Origin of the sequence: Amycolatopsis sp. PS_44_ISF1 (assembly GCF_032335455.1) — a bacterium.
Taxonomy (GTDB): domain Bacteria; phylum Actinomycetota; class Actinomycetes; order Mycobacteriales; family Pseudonocardiaceae; genus Amycolatopsis.
The window spans coordinates 2,399,016-2,412,681 of record NZ_JANUXO010000001.1; the positions used below are offsets into that span (position 1 = coordinate 2,399,016).

Sequence of the window (13,666 nt, forward strand, 5' to 3'; positions counted from 1 at the left end):
GTTGAGTTCATAGAGTTCACCCCGTACGGGGTCCTGCCGCGATGTTCTCGGGTCACCTCGGCCGCCCCGTTGGCGTCGTTCCACGCATTCGACCTTTACGCGCCGCCCTTGATGGTCACCATCGCGGCTTCCGCTGTCCGGGACGCCACCGGGCAGGGATCCGAGTAGTGCGGGGAAAGATTCTTCCGGAAGCTGACACTGGTGGTGAACACTTCGTCGTCGCTGACGCCGACAGCCACCAGGCAGCCGCCTTCTCCGCGATCGTCATGTGCTGCGGAGTAGACCGCCGGATAGCCTTCGACATCGGGAGCTACGGCGAAGTAACCGTATTTGCTGTCCTGGTTTTTGTACGAGGTGGTCAATCCGCCGTTTCCGGGGACGAAACCGATGGTCACGGTGTTGTGGTCCTTGTCGGCCCAGGTGCAGATCGGCGCTGCATTGCCGTCGGCTTTGCTGCTGGTGGTCCAGTTGGCAATCTCGCCGGCCTGTGCCGGGCTGAGCACGGTGCAGGGGTCCTGTTCGAACTTCGACACGTTCAGCGCATTCGGCACCCGCGGCGCGACCAGCTTGTTGCCGGTGGAAATAGATGGTCCTGCCGATGCCATCGGCGTCTCGTCATGGCTTTGCGGGGAACAGGCGGCTAACACGAGTGCCGTCACCGCAGCCGTCCCGGCCATCAGACTTCGCTTCACTGCCGACCTCCGTGCTCGTTGACAGCGTCTTGAGCCGCTTGTTCCTGCTTCTCGTATGCGGTGATGGAGTCCTTGAGACTGTCGGCGTAGGCCTGCGCATACGCTTGCTGGGCCATTACGCTGGTCACATAGGCGTCGGCGTGTGCGTCGGCAGCCTGTTTTTGCCTGGTGCTGCCTTCGTCCTCGGCGGGCTGATCCACGTGGGGGAGCTGCTGGCCCAGTTGAACCGCCTGCTTGAGCTTGTCCGCGATGGACTGCCACTGCGGCTGCAAGGCCCGCATCGCATCGACATCCATGACGAACGAGCCGCCCGCGGCCGCGGCGTTGGCCGCCGCGTCTTCCTGCTGGCGCTGCTGGTAGACCTTCACGCCGGCCGAATTCATGGCCTCGTTGTAGCGGTCGTCCTGAGCTTTCCGCTTCGCTTGCTCCTCCGGCGTCAGATATCCGGCCCGGTTCGGTGCCTGCGTTGCCCCGTTGTTCGACGGCGGCTGCTCGTTCCCCACTGCGGCATCCCCTCGCGGCTACATCGCCGACCTCACTCGGATGAACTGATCGTAGCCGAGTGGAAACGGTGCGTCTTCGCCATGCCGCAGCCCATGCACGGAATCGGCCCACGACCGAGCCCATGATCGGGTCCCGACCGAACGTCAGCCGCACGCGCCCTTCGACGTCAGTACCCGCTGCACCGAAGCCGCTACCCGGTCCGCCGGCAGGTCGCCGTCTGCGACTGCCTTCACCAACCGGTCCAGCACCTGGCCCACGTCGCCCGACCCGGACGAGAACAACGCCTCGTCCGCGCCCGCCTGCAGGGCCCTGAGCACCGCGTCGGGCAGCGAGTACTGGTCGGTGATGGCCTTCATGCCGCCCAGGTCGTCGGTGATCACCGGACCGGTGAAGTGGTATTCGCCGCGCAGGAGCTGGTACGCCGCGGGGGAGATGGACGCCGGTACGCCGTCGGTCAGGCCCGGCACGTCGAGGTGGCCGACCATCACCTCGACCTGGCCGTACTCCGCGAGGTTGCGGTACGGCTGGAGGTCCACCTGCCGCAGCTGGTCCAGCGGCGGCGTGGTGACCGTGCCCTTGTGCGAGTCGCCGGAGCCGTGGCCGTGGCCGGGGAAGTGCTTGAGCACCGGCGTGATGCCGCTCTCGCGCAACCCGTTCGCGAAGGCCATCGCGTACGCGCGCACCTTCGCCGGGTCCGCGCTGTAGGAGCGGTCGCCGATCACCGCGTCGTCCGGTTCGTCGCTGACGTCCGCGTCGGGCGCGTAGTCGACGGTGACACCGTGAGCGCGTAGCTGCTGCCCACGTTGGACGCCGAGCGCGCGTACTTCATCGGGTGTTTTCGTGGCGGCCAGCTCGCGGGCACTCGGCAGTGATCCGTCGAGATCGTCGATGCGTTGAACTCGTCCGCCTTCTTCATCGACGGCGACCGACACCGGGATCTTCGCGGCCCGCTGGACTTCGGCGAGCGCACCATTCTGCAACAGCGTGGTGTTATTGCCGCCCACGAAGATTCCGCCGATCTGCTGGGCCCGCACCAGGTTCACCGCCGCCGCCGGGTTCGCGGCGTCGACCCCCGGCACGACGAGCTGGGCGACCTGCGAGCGCACGTCCATCGAGGCCAGCACCGCGGTGCAGCCCGAAGCCGGCGGAGCCGACGTTTTCGCAGGTGGGGAAGCGATCGAGGTGCCGCCGTCGGTGGGCGGGGGCGTGGTCGGAAGCGCCATCGCGGTGCCCGAGATGGCCGGTGCGGCGCATCCCGGGACGAGGCCGGACAGCAGCAGGGCCGCGAAGATCCCCGCCGGCCGCCGCTTCCGTGTCTGCGCCTTCATCAATTCCTTGCCCGTCCGCCGTCGGTGTACTCTCGCGACGGTATCCGAAGCCCGGGTGACCTTCGTCTTCGCCTCGTGAAGAATGGGCTTCACGGCGGCTAGAGAATTCATGAAGCCGCCCTCAGCAGACTGACGACACGGGATGGGTGTTTCTCCAGGGAGGTAACGATGGATCAGGTCAGGGTGGCGGCATGGGCTTCGGACCCGATCGCGCTGGCGGGGCTGATCGAGCACCTCCGCTCATATGAGCAGATCCAGGTGGTTCCCGGCCAGCGCCGGGGCGAGGCCGCCGTGCTCGTGTTCGCCGCGAGCCGGGTGACGCCCGACGTGAAGGCCGCGCTGCGGGCCGCCGCGTCCGAGACCCCCGCGGCGATCGTCCTGGTCGCCGGGCACGTCGATGCCGAGGAGCTGCCGGAGCTGGCCGCCTGCCACGTCGCCGCCGTGCTGCCGCGCGAGGCGATCGCGGGCGACAAGCTGGCCAGGAGCATCGTGGCCGCCGCCACCGGCCGGGAGAGCTCGCTGCGCGACCTGCTGGGCCAGGCCCAGAGCCTGCAGCACGCCGCGGGCGGTGCCGCGCTGTCCCCGCGCGAGGTCGACGTGCTGCGGCTGATGGCCGAAGGCTGGGACACGGCCGAGATCGCGGGCAAGCTCTGCTACTCCGAACGGACCGTGAAGAACGTCATCTACGGCATGACGAATAGGCTGAAGCTGCGCAACCGACCGCATGCCGTCGCCTACGCCCTGCGCGCAGGTGTTATCTGAGGGAAGCTCACTCCGTGCGAACGCTGACCCGACGCCCGGCCGTCGCAGTGCTGACGACCGCGCTCCTGCTGCTCACGTCCGCCTGTGGTGGCTCCGGCGCGGCGGGCGGCAAGATCCAGCTTACCGTCGCGACCTTCGGGGAGTTCGGGTACGCGCCGCTGTTCGCGGAGTACGAGAAGCAGCACCCGGACGTCGAGATCAAGGGCCGGGTCACCGACTTCGACACGCACTTCAAGACCCTGGCCACCCAGCTGGCGGCCGGGCACGGCGCGGCCGACGTGGTCGCGATCGAAGAGCAGTACATCCCGCAGTACATCCGGGCGAAGGACAAGTTCGTCAACCTCGCCGACTACGGCGCGGAGCAGCTGAAGAGCCAGTGGTCGCCGTGGAAGTGGGCGCAGGGCACGGACGGGGACTACGTCCTCGGCCTCGGCACCGACATGGGCAGCCTGGCCCTGTGCTACCGCCGGGACCTGTTCGCCCGGGCCGGCCTGCCGACCGACCGCGCGGACGTGGCCAAGCTGATGCCGAACTGGCCGGCCTACGCCGACGTCGCCGACCGGTTCACCCAGAAGCTGCCGGAGGTGAAGTTCGCCGACTCCGCAGGCACCGTGTACACCGCGATGCTCAACCAGTCGCCGCAGAACTACTTCTCGGCCGCCGACGATTCCTACATCGCGGACACCAACCCCGCCGTGCGCGACGCGTTCTTCCTGGCCGGCGGCATCGCGCAGAAGGGCGAGACCGCGGCCGCCACCACGTACACGCAGCAGTGGAACGTGGCGATCAAGCAGGGCTCGTTCGCCACCATCGCCTGTCCCGCGTGGATGCTCACGCAGATCAAGGAGGCGGGCGGCGAGGGCAACAGCGGGAAGTGGGACGTGACCACGGTTCCGGGCGCCAGCGGCAACCAGGGCGGGTCGTTCCTGACCATCCCGAAGCAGGGCGCGCACCCGAAAGAGGCGTACGACCTCGCGCGCTGGCTGACCGCGCCGGAGCAGGAGAAGCGCCTCTTCCTGTCCGACGGGATCCTGCCGAGTGAACCGGCGGCGTACAAGGACCCGCAGGTGGCCGCCCACACCGATCCGTACTTCTCGAACGCGCCGCTCGGGCAGATCTACGCGTCCTCCGCGGACACCCTGCGCCCCAACTACCGCGGACTGCACGACGCCCAGGTGCGTCCCGAGTTCGGGCGCGCGCTCGGGCGGATCGAAGACCAGTCCGAGAACGTGCAGCAGGCCTGGGACGACGCGGTCAAGATGGGCCGCGCGGCGATCAAGTAGCCACGGTGGCGCGCGCACGCCGGCTGGACGGGCCGGCGAGATTCGATCGGAAGGCCACGCCCTTCCTGTTCATCGCGCCGTTCTTCGCGGTTTTCCTGGTGTTCGGCGCGTTCCCCCTGCTGTACACGGCATGGGTCTCGCTGCACCACTGGGACCTGCTCTCCGGGAACGAGGGCGGGTCCGGCCTGGCCAACTACGCCGAGCTGCTCACCGATCCGCGCTTCTACAACGCGTTGTTCAACACCACCAGCATCTTCCTGCTTTCGGCCATCCCGGAGTTCTTCCTCGCGCTCGGTGTCGCGGCCCTGCTGAACCGGCCGCTGCGCGGGGCCACCTGGTGGCGCACCGGCGTGCTGCTGCCGAACGTGGTCTCGGTGGTGGCCGTCGGGCTGGTGTTCGGGCAGTTGTTCAGCCGCGACTACGGCGTGGTCAACGAGGTGCTCGGCTGGTTCGGCGTCGACCCGATCTCGTGGCAGGCCCGGCGGTGGTCCTCGCACCTGGCCGTGGCCACCATGGTGATGTGGCGCTGGACCGGCTACAACGCGCTGATCTACCTGGCCGCGATGCAGGCGGTGCCGCAGGAGCTGTACGAGGCGGCGGAGCTGGACGGCGCGTCGCGCTGGCGCTCGTTCTGGTCGGTCACCGTGCCGGGCATCCGGCCGACGATCGCCTTCACCGCCGTGGCCGGCACGGTCAACGGCCTCCAGCTGTTCGCCGAGCCGCAGTTGTTCGACCCCACGGGCTCCGGCGGCACCGGCGGCAACGACCGGCAGTTCCAGACCCTCACGATGTACCTCTACGAGCAGGGCTTCGGCCGGTTCGACGCCGGGTACGCCGCCGCGCTGTCCTGGGCGATGTTCCTGTTCTGCGCGGTGTTCGCGGTGGTCAACTACCGGCTGGTGCGCCGGTTCGTGAGGGCCTCGTGACCTCCCGCGGCCGGCCCGGCGGCTGGGTCTACGCGGCGCTGGTGGCCGTGCTCGGCGCTTCGGTGTTCCCGCTGTACTGGTCGTTCGTGGTCTCCACCCGCGACGATTCGGCGATCGGCGACACCTCCCCGGTGATGCTGCCGGGCGGGCACCTGTTCGAGAACGTGCGGCGGGTGTTCGACACGGTCGACTTCTGGCTGGCCATCGGCAACTCGCTGATCGTGTCGACCACGGTGATGGTGTCCAATGTGGTCCTGTCGAGCCTGGCCGGCTTCGCGTTCGCGCGGTTGCGCTTCCCGGGCCGCGACAGCCTGTTCCTGTTCGTGGTCGGCTCGGCCATGGTCCCGGCGCAGCTCGGCGTGATCCCGTTGTACCTGGTGGTGGGCGACCTCGGCTGGACCGGGCGGCTGGAGGCGCTGATCGTGCCCGCGCTGGTGAGCGCGTTCGGCGTGTTCTGGATGCGCCAAGCCTGCGAGGGTGCGGTGACCCGGGAGCTGGTGGACGCGGCCACTGTGGACGGTGCCTCGACCCTGCGCACGTTCTGGCACGTGGCCGTTCCGGCCCTGCGCCCGCAGGCCGCGGTGCTGGCGATGCTGACCTTCATGGCCACGTGGAACGACTACTTCTGGCCGCTGGTGGTGCTCGATCCGAACGAGGAGCCGACGGTGCAGGTGGTCCTCTCGCACCTGGCCAGCGGGTACTACACGGACTACGCGCTGATGCTGACCGGGGCGACGCTGGGGGTGCTGCCGGTCATCGTGGTGTTCCTGGTGGTCGGGCGCTACATCGTGCGGGGGATCCTGAGGGGGACCGTGTACGGCTGAAGCCCGGCGGGCGCCATCGACGTGGCCGGTGCCTTCCGCCGGCATCGGGGACGGCTCCCGGTCAGCTCGTCCGGCGCGCCACGGCGTTCGCCACCCCGCTGCGTGAGGGCGACTCCAGCTTGCCGAGCAGCCGCGCCACGTGCGCCTGCACGGTGCGCCGCGGCAGGGACAGTTCCGTGGCGATGTCCGGGTTCGACCGGCCGGCCGCCACGAGCGTCGCGATGCGGACCTCGATCGGCGAGAGCGCGTCCCAGCCGGACCCCGGGCGGACCACGGAGATCCGCGAGCCCTGCCGGACGCCCAGCTCCATCAGGCGTTTCTCCGCCCGCTGCAGGTCCCAGCGCGCGGAAAGGGAGGTGTAGAGCTCGGCCGCCTCGTCGAACGCCGCGTGCGCGCCGACCATGTCGCCGGTCTGCGCGAGCAGCACGGCCGCGTCCTCCAGCGCGCTCGCCAGCTCCGGTTTCCGGCCCACCGCGCGGAAGTGCTCCACGGTCTCCAGCACCGGCCCCGGATCCCCGTCGATCAGCCCGCGGCACCACGCCGTGGCGGCGGACGCGCGGGCTGGCTCGCGCTCTTTCACCGACTCCTCTTCGCAGACGGCCAGCGCCCGTCGCGCGCGTTCGCGGTCGCCCGCGTCGAGGGCGAGCCGCACGAACATCGGCAACCACTGGTGGCGCAGCATCATCTGCGCGTACGTCGGGTTCAGGATCGGCTCGAGCACGGTCAGCGCTTCCTTGACGTCACCGCGCTGCAGCGCCACCAGCGAGTGCGCCACCAGCAGGAAGTCGAAGCTTTCCCGCTCGGCGCCGGTCGCCGGCGCGTACTCCTCGGCCGCGTCGAGGTGCGCCGCGGCCTGGCCCTGCTCGCCCCGGCGCGCCGCGATCAGCGAGGCGACGCCGTGCAGCAGCAACGCCGCCGCGCCCGGCTCGCGCAGTCCGTAGAAGGTGATCGCCGGGCCGTCCTCGGTGACCGTGTCCAGCTCCACCAGCGCCTCGTCCCACCGGCCCTCCCAGTACCGGTGGACGGCGACCGAGACCTGCAACCCGATCGGCATCGAGTGCCGCAGCGCGATCTCGCCCGCGGCGCGCAGGGTCCGGTCGGCCTCGTCGAGGCGGTCCAGGTTCTGCAGGGTGAACACGCGGTTGTCCAGCAGGTCCAGGTGCAGATCGGCCAGCTCGCGCTCGTCGCCGACGGCGCTGATCGCTTCGTCGATGTGCGCCAGCGCGCTCGTGTGGTGGCGTCGCACGGAGTCCACCAGCCACAGCGTCTGCAGCGCGTGCGCGGTCAGGTACCGGTCGCCGTGGGCGTCGGCGCGGGCGGCGTGCGCGTTCGACTCGGCGACGTCGAGGTCGTCCAGCCCGCCGCGGCGGAAGTTGGCCAGCAGGTGCCGGTGCCGGACCCGCCAGATCTCCGGCACGGCCGGGTTCTCGGCCGCTTCGCGAAGCGTTTCCACGGCGAGCGCGCCCTGACCCCGCCGGAACCGGATGGCGGCCAGCACGTGCCGCATCTCGGCCAGGTTCTCCGGGTCCCGGCACAGTTCCAGGGCCTGCTCGGTCAGCTTCTCCGGACTGCGCTCCAGCCGGAACGCCACCTTGACCAGTGCGGTGATCAGCACTTCCCGCCGTGGATCGTCCTGCGCGCACGCGGCCAGTGCCCGTTCCAGCAGCTCGACGGCGATCAGCGGCGCGCGGTTCGACACGGCGGAGTGGTTCTCCGCCAGCCAGTCGAGCACCCAGGGATCCACTGTGGACGGCGCCGCCACCAGTTGCTCCGCGACCCGCTTCACCGGCGCGCCGATCCGCGCCAGTGCTTCGGCGGCCTGCCGGTGCAGCGCGGCGCGCGTGCCCGAGAGCAGCCGGCTGTAGAGCGCCTGGCGCAGCAGGGGATGGCGGAACGCGAGCTGGGTGCCGGTGTCGATCAGCACGTTCGCCTCCACCCCCTCCTCCAGCGGACCCAACAGGTCCGACGGCCGGATGCCGAGCACCGCGGCGATGTCGCCGACCGCGAACTCCATGCCCAGCAGCGCGCCCCAGCGCAGCACGTCCTGGGTCTGCGCGGGCAGGAAGTCGAGCCGCCGGTTGACCGCCGCGACCAGCGAGCGCGGGGTCTCGAACTCCGCCGGATCGTCCACATCGGCCCGTCCGTGGCCGACCTCGACCGCGCCCGCGCGGACCAGTACGTCCACCATCTCCTTGACGTACAACGGGTTCCCGGCGGCCCGGGCGGCCAGTTCGCGCAACCCGGGGCCCGGGTCGGCGCCGAGCAGGTCCTCGATCAGCCGGGTCACGTCGTCGGTGACGAGCGGGGCCAGGTCCAGCACCACGCCGTCGCGCTGCCCGACCCCGCGGCGGAGCTGGGCCAGCTCGGCCCGGTCGGGCGCGGGCCGGGTGGCGGCCACCAGCAGCAGGGGCAGCTGCCGGGTCGCCGCGCAGAGCCGGTGCCACACCAGCACGCTCGACTCGTCGGCCCACTGCAGATCGTCGATCACCAGCACCAGCGGGGCGTCCGCGCACAGCTCGTCGACCAGGGAGAGCAGCCGGTCCACGGCGCCGAGCACCGGATCGCTCGCGCCCCAGGTCCGGCGCGGCGGCTCGTCGCCGGTCAGCTCCTTGGCCACGCGCGCCCGGCGCGGGTCCGGCGAGGCGGGGTCGATGGCCAGGCACTCCAGCATCACCTGCAGCGGGAACCGGATGCTCAGCTCGTCGGCGGCGACCCAGGCGACCTGCAGGCCGGTGCCGGCGGCGGGGCCGAACGCGGCGGCCAGCAGCTCGGACTTGCCGATCCCGGGCTCACCCTCGATCCACACCGCGCGCCCGCGACCGTCCCGGACCTCGGCCAGCAGCTCGGCCAGCCGCCGGGCCTCTTCCGCCCGCCCGAACAGCGGGCCGTCGGCGCCGTTGTTCCGGGCGCCGCTGACCCGGTTCGGCAGCACGGAAACCGGGGCCGGCGCGGCGGGGCGGGGGAGTTCCAGAGCCGGGTCCTGCGCGAGGATCCGCTGCTGCAACCCGCGCAGCTCGGCGCCCGGTTCGACGCCCAGCTCGGCGTGCAACGTCGCGCGGGTCTCCCGGAAGACCTCCAGCGCGTCCGACGGCCGCCCGCTGCGGTAGAGCGCGAGCATCAGCGACTCCCGCAGCGGTTCGTGCAGCGGGTGTTCGCCGGTGAGCACGGTCAGCTCCGCGATGAGGTCCTGGTGCCCGCCCAGTGCGAGCACGGCCTCGGCCCGGCGCGTCAGCGTGTCCAGCCGCAGCTCGGCGAGGTGGCTCCGGTGCCGTTCGGCGAACTCTCCGGGCACGCCGGAGAGCGCTTCCCCGTGCCAGAGTCCGAGGGCGGCGTCGAGGGCGGCCGCGGCCTGCGCGTGGTCACCCTCGGCGGTGAACTGCTGGGCGCGTTCGCGGTGCTGCTCGAACACCGCGGCGTCGAGCGCCTGCGGATCGAGCTCGAGGGCGTAACCCGCCGCCTCGGACACCAGCACGCTGGCCGCCGCCCACCGCGTCCGCTCCGGTTCGAGGGCCCGCCGGAGACCGGAGACGTAGGTGTGCACACTGCCTTCGACACTCGCCGGCGGCGAATCGCCCCACACCCCGGAAATGAGTTCCCCACGGGGCACCGAATGCCCGGCGTTCACCGCCAGCATCGCGAAGATGGCGCGCTGACGGGCGGGCCCGAGCCGGACCTCGGCTCGGCCGCGCCAGGCCCGCAGGGGGCCGAGCACGGTCACCCGCAATGCGCTGTGCCCATCCCCTGGCATGTCGTTCCATTCGACGTACCGGTCCGTCTCGGGCGAGCCTACCGGGAGCGGAACGCGGAACGGCAGGGTGCGAGACCGACATTCCACAGTGTCCGGTGGAATGTCGGCCGAAATGGCCGGTCCGCCCGCTCACATGAGCGGGATCGGCGGGTGGTGGCCGTTTTTCCGTATTGAAGCGATCGCTTCAGCCGCGATTCACTCACCCGCGGCGCGGCGCACCGGGTTGGCCCGGCGGATCCCGAACGGCAGCATCCGCCCCTCGGCCCGGCGCACGTCCCACACCGCGCCCAGCGTGGTGTAGCTCGTCAGCGCCGTCCGGAACGCCGCCCTCGCCTCGTCCAGCCGCCCGGATTCGGCGAGCAGGATGGCCGCGTCCTCGTTCGCCCGCGCGTGCTTGAGCACCCGGCCGGCCAGCTCGTAGTGCGCGGCGGCGCCGAGGATCGCGTCCGGGTCCCCGGTGACCAGTCCCCGCACGTGGGCCGCGGCGGCGGCGTGCGCGGGGGGCACGTCCGCGGTGTCCCCGTCGCCCATCATCCGCACCGCCTGGTGCGCCCGCTGGTCGCCGAGCTGCACGGCCAGGCGGGCCAGGTCCGGCAGCCACTGCTGCCGCGCCGAAGGCGGGTACTCCGGGTCCAGCAACGGCGCGAGCGCCGCGAGCGCCGCCTCCGGCCGTCCCTCCAGCTCCGCGAGCTGGGCCTCGGCCGCCAGCAGGTAGTCGCCGCCGTTGGGCTCCAGGTCGTTGGGCCAGCGCTGGCGCGACGCCGCGTCGAGGTGGGCGCGCGCCTCCTCCGGCTCGTTGCGGTGCCCGGCGATCAGCGCGCCGACCCCGTGCACCAGCAGCGCCGAACCCGGGCTGCGCAACACGTACGACGCCGTCTCCGCCCCGCCCTTGATCACCGTGTCCAGCTCGGACAGCGCCTCCGGCCAGCGTCCGCGCCAGTAGTAGTGCACCGCGCCGGCCAGGTGCATCTCCCCGGGCACGGCGCGGGTCGCGGCGAGGCGGCGGGCGGTGTTCAGCGGCTCGGCCACGTCGTCCAGCCCGTCGAGCACCCCCAGCTCGGACAGGTCCGGCTGGGAGTTCTCGTCGGCGGCCAGCCGCTCGATGGTCACGCGCAGGGTTTCGTGGCGGCCCCGCCACATCTCCGGTACGTCCGGATCGGCCAGCGTCCGCCGGACCTCCTCCGCGGCCTCGGCGAACTCACCGCGCCGGTAGTAGATGTAGGCCAGGATCCAGCGCATCTCCGCGGCCTGCCTGCTGTCCTCGGTGCGCGCGACCACCGACCGCGCCTCGGCCTCGGGTTCGCGGCCGAGCCAGAACAGCAGCCGCGCGAGGGTGGCGGTGAGCGGCTCGCGCGCGTCGGCCGGGAGCGCGCCCTGCGTGACGACGTGGCGCAGCAGGTCCACCGCCATTCGCGGCGAGCCGGTGGCGACCGAGCCGATGTGCTGCAGCAGCCAGCCGGTCACCCACGGGTCGATTTGCACCGGGGCCGCGGCGAGCTGCTCGGCCACCCGTTCCGGGGACGCGCCCGCGCCGTGGAACGCCTCGGCCAGCTGGCGGTGCAGCGCGACCCGCATCGCGGCCGGCGTCTTTTCGTAGAGCACCCGGCGCAGCAACGGGTGCCGGAACTTCAGCCGGTCCGAGGACTCGACGAGCACCCCGGCCGCCAGCGCCTCCTCGACCGCGCCGACCAGCGCCGTGGCCTGGCGCTCGGTGGCGATCGCGATGTCGGCCAGGGAGAACTCCTTGCCCAGCAAGGCCGCCCAGCGCAGCACGTCCCGCGTACCGCCGGAGAGGAAGCTGAGGTAGAGCGTGACGCGCGAGCCCAGCGGGTTCGGGATGGAGCGGCAGTTGTTGCCGTCGACGATGGCCTGCGCGCCGTCCAGCAGGATCATCGAGTTCGTCAGCAGCGTTTCGACGGTTTCCTTGACATAGCGCGGGTTTCCCGCGGAAAAGGAGATGAGGATCCGCAGCACCTGCCCGGGCGGGGCACCGGTCAGGCCGGCCGAGAGGTCGCGCACGGCGCTCTCCGGCAGCGCGGCCAGCTCGAGCACGTCGGCCCCGTCGGCGGACAGCTGCGCGCGCAGGTCCTCCAGCGCGGCGGGCCGCGGGATCGGCCGGCTCGCGCCCATCAGCAGCAGCGGCAGCCGCCGCGTCTCGCGGCTCAGGTAGTGCCAGACGCGCAGCGTGGTGTCGTCGGCCCACTGGAGGTCGTCGAGCACGAGCACCAGCGGTTCGTGCGCGCACAGCTCGCGGACCAGCCCGAGCAGCCCGTCGGCCGGATCCTGGTCCGGGTTCTCCGACAGCGCCACGGCCAGCTCGGCGCGGCGCAGGTCCGAGGCCCGCGGGTGCACGCCCAGCGCGTCGAGCAGCGGTCGCAGGGCGAATCGCTGGTCCAGCGCGTCGGCCGCGGCGAACACCGGTTTGTACCCGGATTCCTGGGCCATGGCCAGGGTTTCGGCCAGCAGCGCGGTCTTGCCGATGCCGGGCTCGCCCTCCACCCAGATCGACCGGCCGAGCCCGCCGGCCAGCCCGGCGACGGCTTCGCGCACCAGCCGCGTCTCGTCGGTCCGGTCGAGGAACACGTCCGGGCGCGGCGGCAGCACCGGCAGCGGGAACCGCGGCACGCGGGCGGGCGCGGGTGCAGGTCGTGGCGTGGACGGCGGAGCGGCCGGCCGGGCCTCGCCGCGCAGGATGCGTTCGTACAGCTCGCGCAGCGCCGGTCCGGGCTCGGTGCCGGACGCCTCGATCAGCCGGTCCTGCACGTCGGTGTAGACGGACAGGGCCTCGGTGCGGTGGCCGCCGGCGTCCAGCGCCCGCATCAGCAGCCCGCGCAGCGTCTCCCGGAACGGGTGCTCCTGGGTCAGCGCCCGCAGCCCGGCGACCAGCTCGTCGTGGCCGCCGTCGTTGAGCACGGCCAGCGCCCGCCGCTCCACCGTGGTCAGCCGCAGTTCCTCCAGCCGGGCCCGCTGCGCCGCCGCGAACGGCCCGGGCAGCCCGGACAGCGGCGGGCCGTGCCACAGGCCGAGCGCCTCGTCGAGCACCTGGCGCGCGGGCCGCAGCTCGTTCGCGGTGAGGTGGCGGTGGGCCCGTTCGCGCAGCGCCTCGAAGTGGAGCACGTCGATGGTCTCCGGCTCCACGCACAGCGAGTAACCGGAGCCGATGGACGCGAGCAGCTGCGGCCCGGCGCCGCGGGCCCGGCCGGGTTCGAGCACCCGGCGCAGGCCGGAGATGTAGGTGTAGATGCTGCCCTGGGCACTGGCCGGGGGAGCGTCGCCCCAGACCGCGTCGATCAGCTCTTCGCGCGAGACCGTGCGGCCCGGGGACAGGGCGAGCACCGCGAAGACCGTGCGCCGGTGGGCGGACCCGAGGTCCAGCTCCGTACCCCCGCGCCAGGCCTTGACCGGGCCGAGCAGCTGGACCGTCGGCGTGGTGAAGCCTGGCGCCGCGCCGTCCGCTGCCGACATGGGTCTCCCTTCACGCGCTGACGGATCGTCACACGCCGGATGCCAGTGGTGAGCTTACGCCCGAAACGGTGACGCGGCGGCCTCGGGGAGGGTTGCCCGCCCGGCCACGGCACCGCGTACCGGGGGCCCGGCAG

At 71.9% G+C, this 13,666-nt stretch carries 9 protein-coding genes; 4 read left to right on the plus strand and 5 right to left on the minus strand.

What is annotated here, in order from left to right; all coding sequences use genetic code 11:
• Positions 1-95: 95 nt before the first annotated feature.
• The 3 genes from NYF13_RS11015 to NYF13_RS11025 form a co-directional block, all read right to left on the minus strand.
• Positions 96-692, minus strand: coding sequence for a DUF3558 domain-containing protein (locus tag NYF13_RS11015; RefSeq protein ID WP_315656097.1), 597 nt, complete (start codon positions 690-692; stop codon positions 96-98).
• The gene (locus NYF13_RS11020) at positions 689-1,195 is read right to left on the minus strand and encodes a hypothetical protein (protein WP_315656098.1); all 507 of its coding nucleotides are present in this window, start codon (positions 1,193-1,195) and stop codon (positions 689-691) included. The genes NYF13_RS11015 and NYF13_RS11020 overlap by 4 nt, the downstream gene beginning before the upstream one ends.
• A 144-nt stretch (positions 1,196-1,339) precedes the next feature.
• Positions 1,340-2,524 (minus strand): glycoside hydrolase family 3 N-terminal domain-containing protein, encoded by a 1,185-nt coding sequence (locus NYF13_RS11025; RefSeq protein ID WP_315656099.1) that lies wholly within the window; start codon positions 2,522-2,524, stop codon positions 1,340-1,342.
• A gap of 168 nt (positions 2,525-2,692) precedes the next feature.
• Between NYF13_RS11025 and NYF13_RS11030 the strand changes: the two genes are divergently transcribed.
• From NYF13_RS11030 to NYF13_RS11045, 4 genes are read left to right on the plus strand one after another with little or no spacing between them, the layout of a single operon-like run.
• Positions 2,693-3,286 (plus strand): LuxR C-terminal-related transcriptional regulator, encoded by a 594-nt coding sequence (locus NYF13_RS11030; RefSeq protein ID WP_315656100.1) that lies wholly within the window; start codon positions 2,693-2,695, stop codon positions 3,284-3,286.
• Positions 3,287-3,300: 14 nt separating this feature from the next.
• Complete coding sequence (locus NYF13_RS11035) at positions 3,301-4,569, plus strand: extracellular solute-binding protein (protein ID WP_315656101.1); 1,269 nt, start codon at positions 3,301-3,303, stop codon at positions 4,567-4,569.
• A gap of 5 nt (positions 4,570-4,574) precedes the next feature.
• Entirely contained in the window at positions 4,575-5,495 is a 921-nt protein-coding gene (locus NYF13_RS11040) for a sugar ABC transporter permease (protein WP_315656102.1), read from the plus strand.
• Positions 5,492-6,319, plus strand: coding sequence for a carbohydrate ABC transporter permease (locus NYF13_RS11045; protein ID WP_315656103.1), 828 nt, complete (start codon positions 5,492-5,494; stop codon positions 6,317-6,319). The genes NYF13_RS11040 and NYF13_RS11045 overlap by 4 nt, the downstream gene beginning before the upstream one ends.
• A gap of 61 nt (positions 6,320-6,380) precedes the next feature.
• Here NYF13_RS11045 and NYF13_RS11050 read toward each other — a convergent pair whose 3' ends face one another.
• Together NYF13_RS11050 and NYF13_RS11055 are read right to left on the minus strand one after the other, a co-directional pair.
• Complete coding sequence (locus NYF13_RS11050; RefSeq protein ID WP_315656104.1) at positions 6,381-10,067, minus strand: BTAD domain-containing putative transcriptional regulator; 3,687 nt, start codon at positions 10,065-10,067, stop codon at positions 6,381-6,383.
• A gap of 195 nt (positions 10,068-10,262) precedes the next feature.
• The gene (locus tag NYF13_RS11055; protein ID WP_315656105.1) at positions 10,263-13,532 is read right to left on the minus strand and encodes a BTAD domain-containing putative transcriptional regulator; all 3,270 of its coding nucleotides are present in this window, start codon (positions 13,530-13,532) and stop codon (positions 10,263-10,265) included.
• Positions 13,533-13,666 lie beyond the last annotated feature (134 nt).

Bases quoted from the DNA above. Each gene is read 5' to 3' on its own strand.
- NYF13_RS11055 (WP_315656105.1), bottom strand. From the start codon at position 13,532: ATGTCGGCAGCGGACGGCGCGGCGCCAGGCTTCACCACGCCGACGGTC.
- NYF13_RS11030 (WP_315656100.1), top strand. From the start codon at position 2,693: ATGGATCAGGTCAGGGTGGCGGCATGGGCTTCGGACCCGATCGCGCTG.
- NYF13_RS11050 (WP_315656104.1), bottom strand. From the start codon at position 10,067: ATGCCAGGGGATGGGCACAGCGCATTGCGGGTGACCGTGCTCGGCCCC.
- NYF13_RS11025 (WP_315656099.1), bottom strand. From the start codon at position 2,524: ATGAAGGCGCAGACACGGAAGCGGCGGCCGGCGGGGATCTTCGCGGCC.